Origin of the sequence: Mycoavidus sp. SF9855 (assembly GCF_024582735.1) — a bacterium.
Lineage (GTDB): Bacteria > Pseudomonadota > Gammaproteobacteria > Burkholderiales > Burkholderiaceae > Mycoavidus.
The window spans coordinates 641,019-661,806 of record NZ_CP102085.1; the positions used below are offsets into that span (position 1 = coordinate 641,019).

Genomic DNA, 20,788 nt, shown 5'->3' on the forward strand with positions numbered 1-20,788 from the left:
GCTCAGACGTTGTGCATGGATGGAGAAATACGCATGCAAAAATATATTGATGCGCTTGCTCACGGGCTGCCATATACACCAAACGTATCTCGGGTAACTCGGCTGAGAGTTCTGCCAGTCGGCCTACAAGAGGCTTCATGCGGAAGCCCCGCTTCTTCAGCGATGGGGCGGTCAAACAGGTAACTTTTATGCTATGGTGTCTATGGGACCGGGAATGCTCGATCGGCGGGCGCTACCTGGTGTAACCGGGGGCGCCCGTTTTCATTGTGGGAACACCTTTAGGCTATTCACACTCCCATTACGATAGAAGTGCGGGAGCACTACATCAAAAGCACGGTTCGCTTCATCGGGTTGTAGGACGTGTCGCGCTACTGTTCACATAGTTAGAGCGAACTTGAGCTTGCCGTGTGTTCCCGAGTTGGCCCTAAGACGGCAATGGCAAGTCCACCCGCCAACACTAAGCCCGCGATAATAAATAATCCCATTTGCAGGCTACCTGTGACCTCTTTCAACCAGCCGATAATAACGGGACTTAAAAAGCAGCCTGCTAAACCAATGACATCCAAAATTGCAATGCTGCCCGCGGCGAGTTTGCCTTTTAAATAATCCGAAGCCATGGCCCAAAATACAACAGACACCGTAAATAGACCGGCAGTGGTAATCGTGATGCTAATCAATGCAATGATAAGGTTATTGCTGGCCATAGCACAGAGCCCGAGGGCGCTAATGAGCATTAAGAGCGTGGTATGCCAACGCCGCTCAAGGTAGCGGTCGGAAGTGCGCCCAAACACAATCATTGTAATGATCGAGACCGTATATGGAATGGCTGACAATAGGCCAATTTGGGTCAAACTGACTGAGTTGGCTGAACTGGCTTCTCTTAAGATGGTTGGCATCCAGAAATTGACCGCGTAAATACCCGCCAGAAAGCTTAAGTAGCACAGCGCCATTGCATAGAAGTGTTTGTCTTTGAAGACATGGTGCATCCGCTGGTAAGAGGGACGCACGACATGACGTTGCGCAAGGTCGGCATTGAGTCGGCGCTTTTCTCCAGCGGACAGCCATTTTGCTTGTGCTGGCGTATCCTCTAAGTAGAAAAAGATGATCAGTCCAAGAGCGATGCACGGTAAGCTCTCAATCAGAAACATCCACTGCCACCCTTTTAAAATCCAGATGTTCGTCATATGCGTCATCAGCCAAGTGGAAAGCGGGCCAGCAGTAATGCCTGCGAGTGCGGCAGCGCACATGATGAAAGAAATGGCGCGCGCGGTACGGGCTTCTGAGTACCAATAAGTAAGGTAAAAAATTACGCCAGGAAAGTACCCGGCCTCAAACGCGCCGAGCAAAAAGCGCAACACATAAAAGCTATAGGCGTCATGCACGAACAGCATGGCCGCCGAAGTTAATCCCCATAAAATCATGATCCGGCTAAAAGTTTTACGCGCGCCTATTTTTAAAAGCAATAGATTACTCGGTACCGCAAATAACATCAGGCCGATAAATAGGATACCCGCGGCTAAGCCATAGACGGCCTCACTAATGCCAATATCTTGTTGCATTTGCAGTTTTGCAAATGCAATGTTGACACGGTCCATATAAGCCAGGACATAACCTAATGTCAGTAATGATAGGATGCGCCAGTTGATTTTACGGTATATCGTTGCTAGCTCATGCGAGGGGGTAGCTAAGGTGGTGCTCATCTCTTTTGCTCCTTCAAGTGTCGTGTTTTTAATGCACTCGTCGTTTCCCGTTTAAAAAAATTTCAATTTAAAATTAGACTCTGTAGGGGTTCTTCAAAAGAGGATGATTGAAAGGTGGATTAGCGGGCAGCAAGTACCGCTTCGATCGCGCGGGCTATGCGGATAATCCGCGCGTCGCTATGTGCGAAACCGCACACGGACAGTCCGACCGGTAGTTCTCCGGCTTGCTGGCAGGGTAGAGTGAGCGCGCAGCCGTCCAAGATGTTGGTGATGCGTGCATTGCGCAAGGCCAGTGTATTGGTTGAAAAAAATAAAGCGTCGTCATGGATGAGCGGCGCTAACGGTGGCGGCACGATAGCCGCTGTGGGCATCAGCCATGCATCCGCATCCTCTAAACGCTGCCGAGCTGCTGCTTGTAAACGCTGGTGTCCGGCGAGTACATCAAGGTAGTCGGCCGCCGTATGGGTTTCGCCTTTGCGGATGTTGGCGGCAACCCGCGGGTCATAACTTGCGCCAGCACGCTTAAAGAGTGGCCGGTGCCAAGCCCAGGCTTCGGCTGCAACGAGACCCCCTTTGGCATTAATTTGGCTAAGCTCAAATAACTCGGGAAAAGAAAATTGTACGATATGCGCGCCTGCTTGGCCTAATGCCTCAAGCGCTGCTTGAAAAGCTGTGTTGACGGCATCGTCTAGATCGGCACTGACGTAATCGTCGGTGACGTAAAAGCGTAAGCCGTTAATATTGGCTGCGCTAGCCTCAATTGAGGGGGGGGATTGGCCGGCTAATACAGCATCGAAAATTGCACAGCAGTCAACCGACTGGGCGAGCGGTCCAGCTGAATCAAGCGATGGAGAAAGCGGTATGGCGCCCGCCATAGGAATGCGCTTGGCGGTTGGCTTAAAGCCAGTCAGTCCGCAAAATGCTGCGGGCACTCGAATCGAGCCGCCGGTATCGGTGCCTAGGGCAGCGACCGCCATTTCGCCCGCCACAGAAACGGCAGCGCCGGCACTCGACCCTCCCGCTACGCGGTTTGGGTGATGAGGGGTGCAGGGGTTGCCATAATGTGGATTGAGGCCGAGTCCTGAATAAGCAAATTCGCTCATATTCGTACGGCCAAGCAAAATGGCGCCCGCAGCTCGCAGGCGGGCGACTGCGGGAGCATCTGAGGTGGCCGGCGGCGCATCCATTAACGCGCGCGAACCGGCTGTCGTAATTTGCCCGGCGATATCAAACAAATCTTTAATCGAAACTGGCAAGCCGGCCAACAGCGATGGCGCATAACCGACAGTGCGCGCAGCATCGGCTGCGTGTGCCGCGGCTAATGCATTTTCTGCGTTGATGTTGATCCAAGCACTGCCGCCGCCACGACGGTGGGCATCGATGCGCGTGAGAGCGTCTTCAATCAGGCGTACGCTCGTAGTACGTCCGCTTTGCAATTCAGCAGCCAGATTCCGAATCGTCTTCATTTGTGCTCTTTTACTGTATTAAAGCCATTCAATCGCAGGTAGATTCACGAGGCTCGTTTCGTGCATGATTGACACAAATTCGCGCATATATGGTTGTGCCGAGAGCGCTGGCAGTGCTGCTGCATAAAGCTCGCCAGCCAGCAATTCACCATTATGCGCGACGATTGGCCGTGCGCTAACGTAGCGTTTTTCTAGATAAGCTGCTACTGCCCACCAGGGTAACGCAGCAATCCCGCGTCGGCTAGCAAGCAGTTGCAAGATAGCAACGGTCAATTCAGAAGTACGGCGTTTAGGTTCGATGCCGGCTGGTTTAAGGACTTGCCTGACGATATCGAGCATATCGTCCGGTACGGAGTAGTTCATTGAAGCTAGATCGCAGATACTGTTCGCCATATTCAAAGTTATGGCAAAACTTATAAGAGGGCGCCAGGCGGGTTGAAGAAACTCGCGCTGATCTAAAAGAATAGCCAATTAAAAAGAAATAATAGTTGCTTTTTATAATAAAAAGAGTAACTATTGTTTCTATGTCTAGACGATCTACCGCCGCTTCCATGCTCCCCGCACCTGTTGCTCGCAGCTTGGGCGAATTGGGCCAAAATTTGCGCATTGCGCGTAAACGCCGCAAAGAAACGCTTGCCTCGTTTGCAGAGAGAATGCAGGTATCAATACCGACTTTACGCAAAATGGAGCGAGGCGACCCGACTGTTTCTATCGCGATTTATGCAATGGCGCTGTGGCTCATTGGGCGGCTTGCATTTCTGAGCGAGATCGCTGATCCATTCAATGATGAAACGGCTTTATTGCTCGAGTTACGTAGGTTAGAACCTAAAGTCAACGGAAGTGCGCGATGAATAATCGGCTTTTTGTTTGGGTATATGTCGAGGGCGCAAGTGCTCCTATACCTTGCGGTGAACTTGAATTGTTGGGTGGGCGGCGCTGTTTGTTTCGATATTTGCCTGATTATCTGAGTAGGTCGAATGCGTTTGCGCTCGCGCCTGATCTGCCATTGCGGCGAGGTCAGTTAGAGCCCTCCGCTGGGCAAGATTTACCCCCGATTTTTGAGGATGCAGGTCCGGATCGTTGGGGCCGCCAAATTATTGATAAAATTTTTCAGCCGCAGCGGCGTTCACCGATTGATTATTTGGTGCTATCCGGTGAGGATAGGATTGGCGCGCTTGGTTTTTCACTGTCAGAAACCGTTTACCAAGCTGGGCATCAGCAGGTTTTTGGTTGTGCAGATCTGGCCGAACTATTGCAAGCAGCATCTGCTGTCGAGTGTCAGCTACCGATGACTGAGCATTTACGCCGGCTGTTGCAACCTGGGGCGAGTGCAGGTGGCACCCGCCCCAAAGTCATTTTGCAAGAAGGTGGACGCAAGTGGTTAGCTAAGTTTCCAGCCTATGGGGATGAAGCTGATGTGTGTGCGCTTGAATATGCTTCGCTGCGCTTAGCCGCTGCCTGCGGCATCGCAGTGCCGGCATCGGAACTCATTCCTATTCATGGCAAAAACGTTTTATTAGTGGAGCGTTTCGATCGGGCCAGCGATGGTCGCCGCTACCATTTTGCCAGCGCCCGTACTTTGCTATTAGCACAAGGCATCAAAGAGGGCGAAATGGCATACTCTGATATCGCTGAAACGGCGCGCCGGTTTTCAGCTTACCCTAAAGCAGATTGCTTGCAAATTTTTCTCAGGATGGCATTTAATGTGTTGATGGAGAACACCGATGACCACGAAAAAAATCATGCTTTTTTGTACCGGGACGGGCATTGGACGCTTGCTCCAGCGTATGATCTTCAGCCCCAGTTGCAAGCGGTGGGATATCAACAGCTGCTCGTTGGCGCAGGCAGTTATGAGCCAACGCTCTTTAATATGATGGCGGATTGTGGCCGTTTCATGCTCACCAAGACTGAAGCGAGCGCGGTGCTGAAACAGTTAGCCATTCAATTAGAACGCTGGCCGCAAATTTTTGCCCAATCTCATGTATCAGCAAACGATATTGAGCTTTGCCGGCGGTTTATTTCGCTGGAGCAGATATCAGCGCTTTGTCAATGATTTCGCGGACGTCTTTTGATTGTACTGAGGCCAATACTGTTGCAAGCGCCTCGTGCATTTGCTCGCGTAGTGCTGGGGTAAATTTACGCCAGCGCTCAAGTAGGCGGGCAAGCCGCGCAGCAAGCTGAGGGTTGAGCGTATCAAGTGCCAGCACCTGTTCAGCCCAGAGTGCGTAGCCTGTGCCATTCGTTGCGTGAAATTGCGCAGGGTTGCCGCTGATAAAGCTAAAAATGAGCGCGCGTACGCGGTTCGGGTTTTTTAATGTGAAGGCAGGATGATGCATCAAAGTGCGTACAACCTTGATCAGGTCCATCTCTGTGCGCTGTTGAGTGGCTTGTAATGCAAACCACTTATCAATTGCCAGCGGTTCGTTTTCAAACCGTTGGTAAAAATCGGCAAGCGCTGCTTGCGCGGGCTGGCCACCTAGATGTATCAAAGCGGCAAGGGCTGCACTACGATCGCTCATATTATCGGCGCGAGCATATTGTGTTTGCGCTAGATGTAGCGCGTGCGCGCTTTGCTTGCTGTTGGTTAAATAGCTAAGCGCTAGGTTCTTTAGAGCACGTTGTCCCATATCGGCGGGTGTTGGCTGGTATGGGCCGGGCGTTTGGTGACGTGCATAAATAGCGGACCAGTCGTGACTCAGAGCGTTAGCCAGCTGGGTGCGTAGATATTGCCGTGCAGTATAGACTGCCGCTGGGTCTGCCTGGTCCATTTGCTCCGCCAGGTAAATCTCGGTCGGTAAGGTCAGTACCTGTTCTCGAAAGGCAGGGGTCAGTGTTTCGTCACGCAAGATGCGGCCAAAAGCATCGATGATCGACTGGTTAAGCTCATTGCCAGTGAGTTGGGTACGCCCGGCTTGGTGGGCGAGGGCAAGCAAAGTGCGGGTTACAAGCCGTTGGCCAGCCGCCCAGCGATTAAACGGATCACTGTCATGGGCCAGTAAAAAGATGAGCTCATCGTCAGTATAATCGTATTCGACAATCACCGGCGCCGAGAAGTCACGTAGCAGTGATGGTACGGGTTGAGTCTGCACGTTGATAAAGCGAAACGTTTGTTCAGCTTGGCTTAATTCAAGCACGCGTGTTGCAGTGCCTGGTGCGTCTTCGCCATCCAGTTGTAATGCAAAGTCCTGCCCATTTGCATCGACCAGCCCAATGGCAAACGGAATCAGGAGTGGCGCGCGTACTGTACGAGGTGCATTCAGCACAGGTTTATAGTGCTGTGCCAGTGTCACCGTATAAGTTCGGGCCGCTTCGTCATATTGGCTGCGCACTAAAATGTAAGGCGTACCTAGCTGGCTGTACCAATGTTCAAATTGCGCCAGGTCGCGCTGATTCGCCTCGGCCATTGCTTGCCGGAAATCATCACAACTCACCGCTTGCCCATCGTGGCGCTGAAAGTACAAATCCATGCCTTGGCGAAAACCGTCGCGGCCTAGCAGCGTTTGATACATGCGGACGACTTCAGCGCCTTTCTCGTAGATCGTAGCGGTATAAAAATTATTGATTTCAACGTAACTTTCTGGGCGCACAGGGTGCGCCATTGGGCCCGCATCCTCAGCAAATTGCACTTGCTGCAAAATACGCACATTCTCGATCCGTTGGCTTGCCCGTGCGGCCGCAGCATTGACCGCGCCTGCCGCCGCTATATCGGCTGAGAATTCTTGGTCGCGAAATACGGTAAGTCCCTCTTTTAAGCTGAGTTGGAACCAATCGCGGCAAGTTACGCGGTTGCCCGTCCAATTATGGAAATATTCATGGCCGACGACGGCCTCAATATTGGCGTAATCACTATCGGTAGCGGTTTGAGGATTGGCTAACACGCATTTAGTATTGAAAATATTGAGCCCTTTATTTTCCATGGCCCCCATATTGAAATCGCTGACCGCAACAATCATAAAACGTTCAAGATCAAGCTCAAGGCCAAAGCGTGCTTCATCCCAGTGGATGGCATGAATGAGTGCGTCCATGGCATGACGCGTTTTATCGAGATCATGCGCTTCAACCCAGACTTGTAATAGTTTCTGAGCGCCTGAGCGGGTTACGATGTGCTCTTCAAGGGCCACCAATTGGCCCGCAACCAGGGCAAACAAATAGCTCGGTTTGGCAAAGGGGTCGTGCCATTTGGCATAATGTTTGCCGTTAGGTAAATCACCCGCCTCAATCAAATTGCCATTGGATAACAAGATGGGATAAGCCGCTTTGTTGGCGCGCAGAGTCACCGTATAACGCGCCATCACGTCTGGGCGATCAAGAAAATAAGTGATTTTCCGAAAACCTTGCGCTTCGCACTGAGTAAAAAAATGGCCGTTTGATAAATATAAGCCCATGAGAGAAGTATTGCTGGCAGGCTTGCAAGAATTGACGATAGTGAGTTCAAAAGCATCGGGGACATTATAGAGGGTGAGTTTTGCCTCATCTATTTGCCGGTTGGTGCAGGGAACGCCATCAAGGTGGATGCTAATCAGCTGAAGGGCTTCGCCGTTTAGCTGTAATTCAGGACAGTAAGCGGCCTGCGGGTTGCGGCGCAGCTGCATTTTACTGGTGACGGTGGTGCACTCAGCTTCAAGCTCAAATTCCAGTTCGATTGTATCGATCAGAAAAGGGGGCGGAGTGTAGTCAGTACGATGAATGGTGCTCGGGGAGGTGGAATTTGGCATTGTCAAGTGAGTGCGGAAAAGGATTGTTTGCTCTATTGTACAAAAACTGGGTGGTCTGGTACAAAATGAATCGATTCATCAGCCGCAAAATTAGCCATCCGGCTAGGTATTCATCCGAGTCCGATCGAGTCAGAATAAGCTGACTCATTACACGGCGAGGGCAGAATGAATACACTATCGATGCCACATGATGCATTGTTCAAACTTTTTTTGATGGATGTGGATATCGCCCGCGAATTTTTGCAAATCCACTTGCCTTCTTCTTTGCAACAACAGTTTGATTTTAATACGCTGGCTCTTGCACCCGGCGCATTTGTTGAGGCTGATTTAAGCCAGCATTATTGCGATATCGTTTATTCAATCCGTGTGCTCAAAGGCCAAGGAGCGGCATATATTTTGCTCGAGCATGAAAGTGCTGTGGGGAAGCTGACGCCTTTTAAGCTGTGGCGCTATCAAAGCGCGATCATGAAGCAGCATCTTAATCAAGGTGACACGCTATTACCGGCTGTATTTCCGATTATCTTTTATCGAGGCACAACTGCTTATCGAGGCCCGCTTAGTCTTTTGGATTGCTTTCGAGATAAACCATTGGCACAAGAAATGTTTGTCTTAATCAAGCCCATCCAACTGATCGATTTGTCGGCAATAGCAGACGATATCTTGATGACACATAAGCGTTGCGCGGTATTGAAATTAGCTCAAAAGTATATTCATAGTTTGGATTTACAGCAACTCGCGCCTAAAATTTTTGAGCTTTTTGAACGCTATCCATTATCCATTGAAAAGAGAAAAGGATTGCTATATTATCTAGCAAAAGAAGGCCGGGGATTGGACGAACATTTTGTCCAATCTATGATCAGCATTGCACCAAATTATCAGGAGGACATTATGTCTGCTGCACAATATTTAATTGAGGAAGGACGGCAAAAGGGCTTGCAAGAAGGCCAGCAAAAAGGTGAGCGTCAAATGGCTCTCACCATTGCTGAAAATATGTTGAAATCAGGCGCTGCCCTAAATTTCATCAAACAAGTCACCCAACTTTCTGATGAGAAAATTGCAACATTAAAGTTAAAGCAGTTAAGCCACTAAGGCTTGCATTTGCTGTGATTTTTTTAATGTGTTGGGGCCGGCAGTTGAATCGCGCCTGCATCTTTACAGATTAATTGCGATACAGTAACCATCTGTTTGCACTGGAGTGCAAGCAGCTTTAATTCTTGTACGATTTCATTAGGCTCAGTATTCGCTTGTTCGGCCTCGATGACCATTGCATCCAATCTGTGCGTTAGCTCTTTTTTGATCTGCGCAAAATCACTTTCTACCTGCGCGCCTGCTTCTGCTTGCATCAGATTTTCGCGTATTGCACTCAGGGCATGGGCGAGCGCAGGGTTGTCAGCTGTGCCGTCTGCAGCTAATAAAGGTGCAGCTGCCGCCATTTGTGAGGCAAGTGTATGGCTTTGGATTAATAAGTCGTTTATTTCAGCTACGAATTTTTGTTGTGCCTTAGGTTCTAACATCATGCGAGCAAATGCATTGCCTAGATTGGCAAAGGCGATCTGTGTATTTTTACGCGCCAACCGACAGCGGAAGTCGTTGCTGATGGCGGGTGAAGCCGGTAGAGCGTTAGTCGCGGCTGTTTTGCTGGCGCCCATGCAGATGGCGTCGAAATATTGCCGCATTGAAGCAATCATTTCTTTGACCAGCGGTTTCATTACGCGATATTCCCAATATGGAAATAGGTGGCTAATGCCAAGCGCAATGGCGCCGCCAATAGCGGTATCGAGTGCGCGCTCACCAATCAGTCTCATGCCTTCTGGTGCGAGTAGATGATATAAAAGTAAGACATAAGAAGACGTAAAAACCACGCTTGCAGTATAGTTAAAAAGCACCAGGCTATAGCTCATGACCATGCACGTGAACATCACGAGTAGTAGAGTGACAGGGGATTTCACTAGCAAAATCAAAGCAACGCTCGCAGCACAGCCAATGACTGTGCCAATCAACCGTTGCGTATTGCGTTGTTTAGTGAGAGAAAACCCCGGCTTCATAATGATCACGATGGTTAAGCAGATCCAATACGCATTAGTCAGAGGCAGTAGTGTGCCGATCCACAGTCCGAGTGCCACGGCGATGCTCACGCGTAGCGCATGCCTAAAGCTGGGTGAGGCGATTTTCAAATTTGAAAAAATCTGCCGTAGTGGCACATGCTGGCGCTGTAAGAAATGCTGCAAGGCTTTATCAAGTTGTAATTCAGTGGTGGGCTGAGGATTATCGCTGCGCGTATTGCGATGCATTTTATCGAGCAGCCTTGAGACACTCCAGACGCGCCGGAAAGCGGCGACGAGCATTGCATAAGCTTCAGGTTCTTGTGCCGGGAAGGCTTTTTTGCGCTTAACGTCAATTTCAAATTCAAGGGCGCGCAGTTCAGTTTTGAGGGTGACAAGTTGTTGCGAAGCGCTGTTTTGCGATACGGCAAGCCCAATATTTTCAAGATCGCGGGCGCATTTTCGTAGAAAATCGTGGAAAAAAATAAGCACATCTGAATCTGCAAATACCGTGCGCATTAAAGTGTAATCTACGTGTGCGGCAACCACGGTTTCATGCAGATCTACAATATTGATAAAAAGATTAAAAAGCATGGTGCGCCGTACATCGAGGTGTCCTGCGCGCAGCACAGGCAGATTGCGCAGTACAATGCCTCGCGCGACGTCGTGTTTATCGATGGCGGCAATTTGTTTAAGCACGAGTTGCCGGTGGCACTCGTCAAGATCGTTATTCAGTTTGTAAAAATCGGCGCGGGCGCGCAGATATTCGGCTGTTGCAAACATGCTTTCGGCAATCGATTGCTGTTCAATACGCTCGGCTTGCCAGCGGTTAACTAAAGTACTCCAATAGGTATACCAAAGTCCGCCAAGCAATAACCAAGCGGCATTCATTAGTGCCTCTAAGACAGTGAAATGGTTGCCAAGGGTGGCAATCATCATAAAGAGCGTGGCAAAGCTAATTTGCAGCCACTTATCGCCATACACCACCAACATTGACAGTGCAAAGCTTAAGGGCGCAATGGTCAGCCATAGCGGCAGCGAGGCGCCGGTAGCAATGCCAGTCGCAAATGCCGCCAAAAAACCAAGCAGCGAGCAGAGCAGCATATCGTTATGTTTATGCTTAAGCGGTCCTGGTTTATCCACTGCGCAGACGCCAAGCGCGCCGGTGGCGATGGTAAAACCTAGCGCTCGGTCGTGAAATAGCGCAAGCATTAACACCGCCGGCAACGAAATGCCAAACGCGATGCGTAGCCCACCATAAAAATATTGGCTATATAAGAACTTTTTAATTTGTGTTGAGTAGCGCATGGAGATAAAAAAGCCGGTACGCCTCCACCAGGCGGAGGGTAAGAGTCTAGCGTATTTTTGTGAAAGTGGTATTCTGTTATTCGGGTTGTTTTTCGGAGAACGCTATGCCTTATAGAGAGATCAATGATTTACCCGAAAGTGTACGCGCGCATCTCCCTCAGCATGCACAGGAAATTTACAAAGAAGCTTTCAATCATGCGTGGGACGAATATCGTGATGAGAAAGACCGTAGAGATAACGCTTCACAAGAGGAAACTGCTCATAAAGTAGCGTGGGCAGCTGTCAAGCGATTCTATCAAAAAGACGCTAACAGCGGTCAATGGGTGCCAAAGCAAAAATCGAATGCTTAAGCTGTTTTATTCAAATCGCTATGAAGCGCTGACGGATGCTTTGCTGGATAACCTGGCCGATGATAAGTCCGATCCTTGGTGTGCCACTTCTATTATTGTGCCTAGCGTTGCCCTGCGCCGCCGCCTCGAATTAGATATTGCTACGCGCTTTGGCATCTGCATGAATGTCGACTTTGCTTATTTAGCACAATGGCTATGGGCACAAATCGGCCGCATCTATGAGATTCCTAAGCATTCTCCCTTTGCGCCAGAGCGGTTGGTATGGCATTGCTACCATTGGTTGGATGCACGCACATGGCCGCATGAGGATAAGGAGAGACTTGGTGCTTATTTGCAGGCGGCCGACGATACCATGCGCTATGAGTTTGCCGAGCGTGTTGCAGTGCTCTTTGATCAATATCTAACCTACCGCCCAGACTGGCTTACCGCCTGGTACGAAGGTCGCTCGCTGATGGCTCGGCGCTCGATGGCACCAAGCCAGACGCCAAATGATATTGGCATAGGTGCTACCTGGCAAAGCGATGAGTGCTGGCAAGCACAATTATGGCGTTTAATCTTTGCTGAGCTTGCAATGTCAGGCGAGAGCGCACCCGGCGCCTATCGCTTTCTCAATGAAGCCTCTACGCTGAGTTCAGAGAGCGTGGCGCGTGCCGGCTGGCCTAAATCTGTGAGTATCTTCGCTTTACCCGCAATGCCGCCATTGCATATTGCTCTATTGCGTGAGCTGGCGCGCTGGATCGAGGTGCGTCTATATGTGATGAACCCTTGCCGTGAATATTGGTATGACATCGTCGATGCGGCTCGGGTGACTGAACTGGCATTAGGCAACAAGGCTGATTATCACGAAACCGGCAATCTGCTACTGGCTGAATGGGGCCGGCAAACACAGGCGCAGTTGCATTTATTGCAAGAGCTAAGCGAAGGCACAGTCAGTAGCGAGACTGCGCACTATATCGAGAACGATGCCCCGACTTGGCTAGCTGCGTTACAAAATGCTGTGCTCAATTTGCAACAGTGGCCAGTGCCGCCAGCGGCAGGCGAGGAGGCTGCGACCGGTGTCGAAGTGCATGTTTGTCATAGCCTAGTGCGCCAGCTTGAAGTGTTGCATGACCGGCTACTCGCGCTATTGGATGAAAATCTTTCATGGACGCCGTCCGATGTGCTGGTGGTATTGCCTAATTTGGCCGCCGCCGCCCCGCTGATTGATGCGGTGTTCGGCGCAACTGATGGCAAGCGCCGTATTCCTTATAGCATTACAGGGTTGCCGTTTTTGCACACCAACCCGATGGCGCGCGTTTTGTACGAAATGCTCGACCTACCGGCACGCAATATTGGCGTAGCGAATTTAATCGAATGGCTACGCACTGACGCACTGGCCGCGCGTTATGAAATTCGCCAAGCGGACAAAACTCAGATCGATGCTGTCGCCTCTATGCACACCCAGGACGGGAGTGATGCCGCTGTCTTCGAAACGCTCCGGCTATGGCTTGCCACAGCACTTGCCCGGCGCGGTCTGGCGCCATCCAATGACACCCTGAGCAGTCATGACAGCCTCAGTGCGCCAGAACGCCACACTTTTGCAGACGCCTTAATGCGGCTCTATCTTGGCTATGCTTTGCCTGCTGGGGCGCTGCCGATTGAAGGTTATTTGCCTATACTCTCTGTCAGCGGCGCTCAGGCTAGCCTGTTAGGTTCTTTGTCACGGTTCATTGATGATCTGGCTGCCTTGGCGGATGAATGCGCGTTGGCTCGCCCGGCAGCCGCCTGGCGCATTGTTTTGCTCAATGCCATCGAGCGTTTTTTCGTAACAGATACTGAATCAGCCCAACCAATCGCTGATCTACGCGCTACGATTATAGAGCTCACTGAGGCGATGGAAGCAGGGGGCGCAAAGCAGCCTTTATCAGCAGCCGTACTGCGCTTGGCGCTTGGCCGCGTGCTTAATCAGCCAGTGCGGGGTGGTGTGCCAACGGGGGGCGTGACATTCTCTGCACTGACGAGCTTGCGGGGCCTGCCCTATCGTGTCGTCTGTCTGCTTGATATGGGGGAGGGTGTGTTGCCGGGTAAGGTGCGGACAGATGAATTTGACCTGATGGCTAGCTTCAGCCAGCCGGGAGATCGCCAACGGCGCGATGATGAACGTACTTTGTTTCTTGATTTGGTGCTTGCTGCGCGCGATTGTTTATTGCTGGCTTATACTGGCCGTAGTATTCGTGATAACACCCCACTGCCCAGTGCTGCTGTGGTGAGTGAATTATTGGATTATCTAAGCCAGGCGTTGGCTGGGCCGGATGCTACGCAGACTGAAATGGCGGCGGCGCGCAGGCGCTTTGTGATTGAGCATCCGTTGCAATCTTTCTCCGCCGAATATCTAAGCAATGATGGCGCGCTTTTTACTTATGATTCAGATCGTGCGGAAATTGCCACAGCGCTTAACTCACTCAATGCGCCTTCCGCTGAGGGGAGGGCAGCAGCGTTTTTTAGTGCACCGCTGCCGCTAGAAGAAAGCCAGGAAATCATCTTTGATGATTTCGAGCGCTTCTGGCAACATCCAGTGCGGGCATTATTGCGCGATAGGCTGGGTCTCGCCCTGGCTCGTGCCCAGTACGAGCTATCCGATTTTGAGCCGTTCACCCTTGAGTATGCTGGGCGTGATGCATTGGCAAAACGTCTGTTGCCTCTGTTGCTGGCCATAGGAGAGCAACCCGAAGACATCGAGGCCAATCAAACTCAGGGGGGGCCGCCTGTTTTATTCGAGCACGCGCGCTGTATTGCGCAAGCAAGCCCCGAGCTACCGAATGGCGCAACCGGCGCATTTGTGTGCACGCGCGAATTGGATGCACTGGCAGCACTTGCTGCGCGCATTCGTCTGGCCCGTACGGCTGGAGTGGTGAGCTATCCGTTCACGCTTGAACTGGAGCCAAAATGGCCTGATGTCCCATGCTTGTTAGGTGAGCACAGTGCCGCGGCTGGCGGAGGTAGCCAGCTTCAGTTGATGGGTGTATTGCATGATGTCAGTCAAGACGGGTTGATTCTGTATCGCCATGGGCGGCCTGGCGCACGTGATTATCTTGGCGCATGGCTGCGTCATCTAGTTTTATGTGTGATGGCTCCGGCGGGGGTGAAGCTGTGCACAGTATGGCTAGGCAACTCGATGAGTTTTACTTTAAACACGGTTAATGACGCCCAGACCTATTTGGCTGAATTAATGGCGCTTTATCGTGCAGGCCGCTGTGCGCCGCTGCATTTTTTCCCCAAAAGCGCATGGGCTTTTATCAATGATGGAGAGGAAGCCGCTCGTAGAATGTGGGCTGGCAATCAAACAGCGCGGCAAACCGTGGCTGAAATGGATGATGCATGGCTGCAGCTTATGCTGCGCGGAGAACCGCCGGAAGGGGCCTTGGATGCGCGTTTTAAGGCGCTTGCGCGAGCAGTATTGATGCCGCTGAACGAGCATCTTGAGCGAACTGGCAGCTAATCGCGAGTAAAACTTTAAATTGTCCTATACAGATAGAAATAGGTCCCCCTTTTTTGAGGAAATGGGTGAGTACTTTAGAACCATTTTGGAAAAAGCAGATGTACGCAAAACGGCGGATTTGTGGACAGTATTTCGTTTGAGCGTGCGCGCATCGGAGCAAATGCGGTGAGCGCTACGGAGCAGCACAACCATAGTGATGGCGGTGAGTTTGATGCGTTCAAGTGCCCGCTTGATGGAGTCAATTTGATCGAGGCATCCGCTGGCACGGGTAAGACCTGGAATATTTGCGCTTTATATGTGCGTCTTTTAGTTGAGAGAGCGCTCGATGTTGAGCAAATTCTTGTCGTTACGTTTACTAAAGCGGCGACCGCTGAACTCCATGAGCGGATTCGTAGCCGTTTGACTGAACTCGTCCACGTACTGACAAAGGTGGCCGCGTGCGACGATCCTTTTATGGCCGGCTTACTGGCTGTGATAGAGCAGAGCAAGATGACGCGCGCTCAAGCAAAGCTCAGGCTTGAATACGCACTACACCGTTTTGACCAAGCGGCAATTTATACGGTCCATGGGTTTTGCCAGCGCGCGCTGCAAGAAGCGCCTTTTGCGGCCGGCATGCCATTTGAATGCGAGCTGCAAACAGATGACGAAATAGTGCGTTTTGAGTTAGCAGTTGAATTTTGGCGTACGCGGATTGAGCCGGCCGCTGCTGCCCATGCCGAGTTTGCAGCTTGGCTGGTTGAGCATGGGGCAGGACCTGCAACGCTGGCTGAAGAGTTTGCGCGGTGCGCACAAAAACCGTTAGCACGGCTGAGGTTCGGCGCAAATCATCTTAACCCTATAGATCAATCCTGCTGGCACAATGAGACTGTGTCATCGCCGCCGCTGATGACTTTGTTTGCCGCTGCCCGTAGCCTATGGCAAATGCAGCAGAGCGAGATTAAGCAGCAGTTAGATGAGGCATTGCCCGCTCTTAACGCAAATACTTATAAACCCACGACAGTCGCACTGGCGCTAAGCTCCTGGGCACGGTATTGCGATGAGGGCAATCCGTCTATTGCGCTGGGTGAAAAAGCCGAACTTCTCACCGCATCAGTCCTCGAAAAGCGCACTAAAAAAGGGTGTGCCGTACCAAGCCATCCATTTTTCAAGCTAGCGGATGAACTCGTTAGCGCATTACACACGGCCGCTACGCTTAACCGCGCCCATTGGTTATCACTATTATCTGCCTGGTTAAGCTGGGCAGGAGGCGCTTTACGTGAGAAAAAACGCACCCAGCGTGTGATGTCCTTCAATGACTTGCTCACTCATTTACACGGTGCGCTCAATCAGCATCCCGGACTCGTGCGTGCGCTTAGGCGGCGTTATGCCGCGGCCTTGATCGACGAATTCCAAGACACTGATCCAGTGCAGTTTGAGATCTTAAGCCAGATCTTTGCGCCGCATGGCCCGCTCTTTCTAGTTGGAGACCCTAAGCAAGCCATTTATAGTTTTCGCGCGGCCGATCTACATACCTATTTACTGGCGCGCAAAGAAGCGTATGCATGTTATACGCTGACCGTGAATCAACGCTCAAGTGCAGCGTTAATTGCTGCCTGCAATCGGATTTTTAGCGCGAATCCGGCGGCTTTTGTGTTGCCTGGCCTTGATTATCGTTCGGTACGTGCGCATACGCGTGCACGCGACCTTTTTATCGAACCGCCGCGCTTAAGGTTAGCTTCCGCGGAGCAGCTTGAACCAGAGACAAAGGCGCAGACACCGGATTGCCGCGTTTGGTTATTGCCGCATGGCGACGCCATACTCACTAAGCCACAAGCGCTCAAAGCGGCGGCGAATGCCTGCGCGGCTGAGATTGCTCGCCTGCTTTCGATCGGTACTGCGGCGCCCATGTCAGAAGGGGCAACGTATATCGGTGCTGTCCCGCTTAGCGCGGGTCAAATCGCCGTATTGGTGCAAACCCACCGGCAAGGAAGCCTGATGAAGCAGGCGCTGGCCGAGTGGGGAGTGGGTAGCGTTGAACTAGCGCAAGTCTCAGTGTTTGAGACTCAAGACGCTGCTCATCTTGAGCATATACTGCTGGCGATTGATGCGCCAGGCGACTTACGCCGCTTGCGTACAGCGCTTGCCACTGACTGGATTGGCCTAGATGCGCTGGCGCTCAATGCAATGGATGCCAATGAGCAGGCGCTGCTAGAGCCTAATCTTCACCTATGGGCGCAAGGGCAAATCGAGGGCTGGGCAGAGTGGATTGATCGATTCGCGCATTACCGTATGCTATGGCATGAACGGGGCTTTGCCTTTATGTGGCGCACACTCCTGCGCGCTTTGCGTATCGCCCAACGTATCGCAGTTGGCCCCAATGGCGAGCGGCGCTTAACGGATTTAAGCCACTTGGCGGAACTGGTGCAAGCTCATGCGGCTCAGCAAGCGGGAATTGAGCCAGTGCTGCGCTGGCTGGCTACACAGCGTGCCGCGCGCAAGGGCGGCGATGAAGCGCAGTTGCGGCTTGAATCCGATCGCGATCTGGTGCAGATTGTGACGGTGCATAAGGCCAAAGGCTTGGAATATGCAGTGGTATTTTGTCCATTTTTAAATGATGGTGCAATTCGTACAGCGCCCTCAAACAAATTACCTAGTGCGCGAGAATATCATGATGAGCAGGGTCATGCGGTGATTCACTATGGCGCTGACCAAGCTGACGAAGACCGGGCCAAGGAAGCTGCTAGTTTTGAGCATTCAGCTGAGCGTGTGCGCTTAATCTATGTTGCGCTGACGCGCGCAGTTTACCGCTGCTATATAGTGGCTGGCTTGTATATAAGCGGGCCACAACGCTCAACTAAGCAAGCGCGGCAAAGTATGCTGAACTGGCTGGTGGCAGGTGCCGGGTATGATTTTTCAAGCTGGTTAGTTAAACCGCCAACAGAGGACGAAATATCCGCCTGCTGGCATGCATTGGCTAATGAATATTCTGTTTTGGACACAACTGAACTGGATGCGCTCAATTCTAAAAAACGTATTGAGGGGAAGTTCATTACGATTGAACCGTTGCCGATGCTGCCCCAGCGTGCGCTAAAGCCCTTGCCCGTAGCGCCGCCGGCGGTGTTGCGCGCGCGCGTGCTGCGGCGGCCATCCTTTGTCAGCTGGCGGCTCGCCAGTTTTAGCTCGCTCTTAAGCCATGCACGCCCTGTTGAACCGGCAGAAATCTCATCCGCTGCCAGTCCGTCTGCTGGGGCAGACGATATTGTTCATTTTCCGCGTGGTGCAGCTGCCGGCGAGTATCTGCACCGGTTATTTGAGCTAACGGATTTCACTACGTCAGCGAGCTGGCCTGCAGCGATTGAGCGCGTGTTGCAAGAGCGCATGTTGCCAGCAGGGGCAGAGCCTACTGTGTCAGTCGCCATGATGACGCGTTTATTAAGCGATCTAGCCATGACAGAGTTGGTGCCTGGTCTGAGGCTTGCTACGGTGGCTGCAAACCGTATTTTCCGTGAATTGGAGTTTACTTTTACCACTCATGCTCTAGATTTATCCGCCCTGCACGCACTCTTGAAAACGCACGGCTATCTAGACATTGACTTTGAGGCAAGCGAGCTAACGGGCTATATGAAAGGCATAATCGATCTCGTGTTTGAGCATGAAGGCCGTTTCTGGATTGCAGACTGGAAATCGAACCATCTTGGCAACACTGCCGTGCACTATAATCAAGCCGCATTGCATACTGCTATGGCTGCCCATGGCTACCATTTACAGGCGCTTCTCTATACGCTTGCGCTACATCGTTATTTACGCATTAAACAGCCCGCCTATGACTACACCACGCATTGCGGCGGGTACTTATATTTATTTGTGCGAGGCGTGCGTCCAGACTGGCAGGTAGAAGGGCAGGCGGCTGGTGTTTATCATCATAAACCTACAGCAGCGATGATCGATGCGCTGGATCGCCTCATGCATGGAGAGCGCTCATGAGGTCGGGGTGGTTAACGGATAGCTTTCCGCCGACACCAGTTCATGCAAATGATGCAGCTATACTTACGCAGCGGCCACCAGCTGCATCTCTATTTTTAGCGGAGGGTTTTGCGCAGCGTATCAATGCCCTGGCCCTGCAGCTTGGCGCCAGCGCCCAGGCCGCACGTGTTACTGCCCTGGCGGCGGCCGAAGTAAGCCGTGCGGGTTCGTCTGGACATGTTTGCATCGTACTCGATGCCTTCGCTGAGCGCCTCGGTGAAACATCACAGGCGGTGCAGCGGTGGCTATTCTCAAGTGGTCTGGTCAGTGACGGCCAGGCCGCAGATATCGAATTGTTGCCGCTGGTACTGGATGAGGGCGGGCGGCTTTATCTGGCGCGTTATTATGCCTATGAGCGGCGGATTGCACAGGTGCTTGCCGCGTGCGCCTGCTCGGGTCGACTCACTGTAGTCAGCGGCGGGCCAGGCACAGGTAAGACCACGGCAATGGTCGGTCAGCTGGTTCGTCTACTTGAAGCCAACCCGGAACTTCGTATCGTGCTTGCGGCACCCACCGGTAAAGCCGCTCAGCGCATGCTTAGCGCGCTCGCCGAACGTGCCAGCGCTCTACCTGCAGCGATTAAACAGCGCTTACCTAAACACTCTTTCACCTTACACCGATTGCTTGGCACGGGTTTAAAGGCTAACGCTCAGCTTCCTGTGCCGCTGCCCTATGATGTTGTTGTGATTGACGAGGCGTCGATGATCGACGTTGCACTGGCAGCACAACTGGTCGCGGCCCTCGCGCCGCATAGTTGGCTTATTTTGTTAGGTGATAAAGATCAGCTGGCGGCGGTTGAGGCAGGGGCAGTATTTGCTGAGCTGAATGTCAGCAAAGGATTGGCCGAGTGTGTTAGCCGCCTCGAACATAATTACCGTTTTGGGCTTGAGTCAGCCATCGGACGGCTATCGCTAGCGATTCGTGCTGGCTTGCCAAAGGATGCATTAGCGGCATTAGTCCTACAGCCGCCAACGTTGCCAGCGCAAGCAGACCTCCTATCTGATTCAACCGGGGCTGCAGTCTTGATAGACGATCACGGTGAGACACTTGCAGCGAGTTCGTTAAACCTGATGGCGGACGGTTTCGCACCGTATGCAAAGGCGTTAAAAGACTTGCTATATGCGCTGACTGAGCTGCAGGCGAGTCCTGATCTAGGCCCTCTATTTGAGGCCTTAAACCACTATCGGGTATTAAGTGCCGTACGCGCAGGCCCGCGCGGGGTTGAGACGCTCAATGCGTTGTTAGCGACTCGTGTATGCGCTATGGCCGGCATTCCGGTGGCGAGCGGGGCAGTATGGTTTGCTGGCCGGCCGGTGATGATTACACGCAATGATTATGCGCTTGGCCTTTTTAACGGCGATATGGGCATTGCATTACCCGTTGCGGGAAATAAATTTCGCATTGTTTTTCCAACCACGGGTGGCGGTTGGCGTGTGTTATCTTCTGCTGTATTGCCACCTCATGAAACTGCGTTTGCTTTAACTGTGCATAAATCGCAAGGCTCGGAATTTAACCAGTTGGCTTTTGTCTTGCCTGCAATAGCCCATGGCGGGCTCACGCGTGAATTGGTCTATACCGCCATTACGCGTGCTCGGCAAACTCTGACAATATTGGGTAGTCCCAGTGTATTTGGGCAAGCAGTCGCAACCCCAACCATCCGTGCAGCAGGATTATCCGCTCGTCTAGAAGAGGCGATCATGGCGCTCTCATTAAAGCCCTTGAAATAA

The 20,788-nt window shown here is 51.9% G+C and carries 11 protein-coding genes and 1 pseudogene; 7 read left to right on the plus strand and 5 right to left on the minus strand.

All coding sequences use genetic code 11. The features are described from left to right. Positions 1-383: 383 nt before the first annotated feature. The 3 genes and pseudogenes from NQD60_RS02795 to NQD60_RS02805 all read right to left on the minus strand — a co-directional run. The gene (locus NQD60_RS02795; protein WP_257100971.1) at positions 384-1,700 is read right to left on the minus strand and encodes an MFS transporter; all 1,317 of its coding nucleotides are present in this window, start codon (positions 1,698-1,700) and stop codon (positions 384-386) included. Positions 1,701-1,819: 119 nt separating this feature from the next. Beyond that, positions 1,820-3,166 (minus strand): amidase, encoded by a 1,347-nt coding sequence (locus tag NQD60_RS02800; protein WP_257100972.1) that lies wholly within the window; start codon positions 3,164-3,166, stop codon positions 1,820-1,822. 18 nt (positions 3,167-3,184) lie between these two features. Beyond that, a pseudogene (locus NQD60_RS02805) lies at positions 3,185-3,517 on the minus strand (LysR substrate-binding domain-containing protein); the annotation flags it as partial. Positions 3,518-3,690: 173 nt separating this feature from the next. Here NQD60_RS02805 and NQD60_RS02810 point away from each other — a divergent pair. Continuing rightward, complete coding sequence (locus NQD60_RS02810; protein WP_257100973.1) at positions 3,691-4,017, plus strand: helix-turn-helix domain-containing protein; 327 nt, start codon at positions 3,691-3,693, stop codon at positions 4,015-4,017. Continuing rightward, entirely contained in the window at positions 4,014-5,219 is a 1,206-nt protein-coding gene (locus NQD60_RS02815; RefSeq protein ID WP_257100974.1) for a type II toxin-antitoxin system HipA family toxin, read from the plus strand. Before NQD60_RS02810 ends, NQD60_RS02815 begins: the two co-directional genes overlap by 4 nt. On the opposite strand, the gene pepN is transcribed toward NQD60_RS02815, so the two are convergent. Beyond that, positions 5,182-7,881 (minus strand): aminopeptidase N, encoded by a 2,700-nt coding sequence (gene pepN / locus NQD60_RS02820; RefSeq protein ID WP_257100975.1) that lies wholly within the window; start codon positions 7,879-7,881, stop codon positions 5,182-5,184. The genes NQD60_RS02815 and pepN overlap by 38 nt on opposite strands. 165 nt (positions 7,882-8,046) lie before the next feature. On the opposite strand from pepN, the gene NQD60_RS02825 reads away from it, so the two are divergent. Continuing rightward, positions 8,047-8,970 carry an Rpn family recombination-promoting nuclease/putative transposase gene (locus NQD60_RS02825; RefSeq protein WP_257100976.1) on the plus strand — a complete coding sequence of 308 codons (924 nt, stop codon included), beginning with the start codon at positions 8,047-8,049 and terminating at the stop codon, positions 8,968-8,970. Between the two features lie 23 nt (positions 8,971-8,993). Here the strand turns inward: NQD60_RS02825 and NQD60_RS02830 are convergent, their stop codons facing one another. Next, positions 8,994-11,231 (minus strand): FUSC family membrane protein, encoded by a 2,238-nt coding sequence (locus NQD60_RS02830; RefSeq protein ID WP_257100977.1) that lies wholly within the window; start codon positions 11,229-11,231, stop codon positions 8,994-8,996. A gap of 104 nt (positions 11,232-11,335) precedes the next feature. On the opposite strand from NQD60_RS02830, the gene NQD60_RS02835 reads away from it, so the two are divergent. The 4 genes from NQD60_RS02835 (at position 11,336) to recD (ending at position 20,788) form a co-directional block, all read left to right on the plus strand. Further along, the gene (locus NQD60_RS02835; RefSeq protein WP_257100978.1) at positions 11,336-11,581 is read left to right on the plus strand and encodes a ChaB family protein; all 246 of its coding nucleotides are present in this window, start codon (positions 11,336-11,338) and stop codon (positions 11,579-11,581) included. Beyond that, positions 11,574-15,059 (plus strand): exodeoxyribonuclease V subunit gamma, encoded by a 3,486-nt coding sequence (recC, locus tag NQD60_RS02840; RefSeq protein WP_257100979.1) that lies wholly within the window; start codon positions 11,574-11,576, stop codon positions 15,057-15,059. The genes NQD60_RS02835 and recC overlap by 8 nt, the downstream gene beginning before the upstream one ends. 165 nt (positions 15,060-15,224) lie before the next feature. Continuing rightward, a complete protein-coding gene (recB, locus tag NQD60_RS02845; RefSeq protein WP_257101244.1) occupies positions 15,225-19,022 on the plus strand; it encodes an exodeoxyribonuclease V subunit beta in 3,798 nt (1,265 codons plus the stop codon). After that, entirely contained in the window at positions 19,019-20,788 is a 1,770-nt protein-coding gene (gene recD, locus NQD60_RS02850; RefSeq protein WP_257100980.1) for an exodeoxyribonuclease V subunit alpha, read from the plus strand. Before recB ends, recD begins: the two co-directional genes overlap by 4 nt.

Excerpts from the sequence above, each read along its gene's own strand:
- NQD60_RS02800 (WP_257100972.1), bottom strand. The coding sequence starts at position 3,166 with ATGAAGACGATTCGGAATCTGGCTGCTGAATTGCAAAGCGGACGTACT.
- NQD60_RS02795 (WP_257100971.1), bottom strand. The coding sequence starts at position 1,700 with ATGAGCACCACCTTAGCTACCCCCTCGCATGAGCTAGCAACGATATAC.
- NQD60_RS02815 (WP_257100974.1), top strand. The coding sequence starts at position 4,014 with ATGAATAATCGGCTTTTTGTTTGGGTATATGTCGAGGGCGCAAGTGCT.
- NQD60_RS02835 (WP_257100978.1), top strand. The coding sequence starts at position 11,336 with ATGCCTTATAGAGAGATCAATGATTTACCCGAAAGTGTACGCGCGCAT.
- NQD60_RS02810 (WP_257100973.1), top strand. The coding sequence starts at position 3,691 with ATGTCTAGACGATCTACCGCCGCTTCCATGCTCCCCGCACCTGTTGCT.
- recD (WP_257100980.1), top strand. The coding sequence starts at position 19,019 with ATGAGGTCGGGGTGGTTAACGGATAGCTTTCCGCCGACACCAGTTCAT.
- recC (WP_257100979.1), top strand. The coding sequence starts at position 11,574 with ATGCTTAAGCTGTTTTATTCAAATCGCTATGAAGCGCTGACGGATGCT.
- NQD60_RS02825 (WP_257100976.1), top strand. The coding sequence starts at position 8,047 with ATGAATACACTATCGATGCCACATGATGCATTGTTCAAACTTTTTTTG.
- NQD60_RS02830 (WP_257100977.1), bottom strand. The coding sequence starts at position 11,231 with ATGCGCTACTCAACACAAATTAAAAAGTTCTTATATAGCCAATATTTT.
- pepN (WP_257100975.1), bottom strand. The coding sequence starts at position 7,881 with ATGCCAAATTCCACCTCCCCGAGCACCATTCATCGTACTGACTACACT.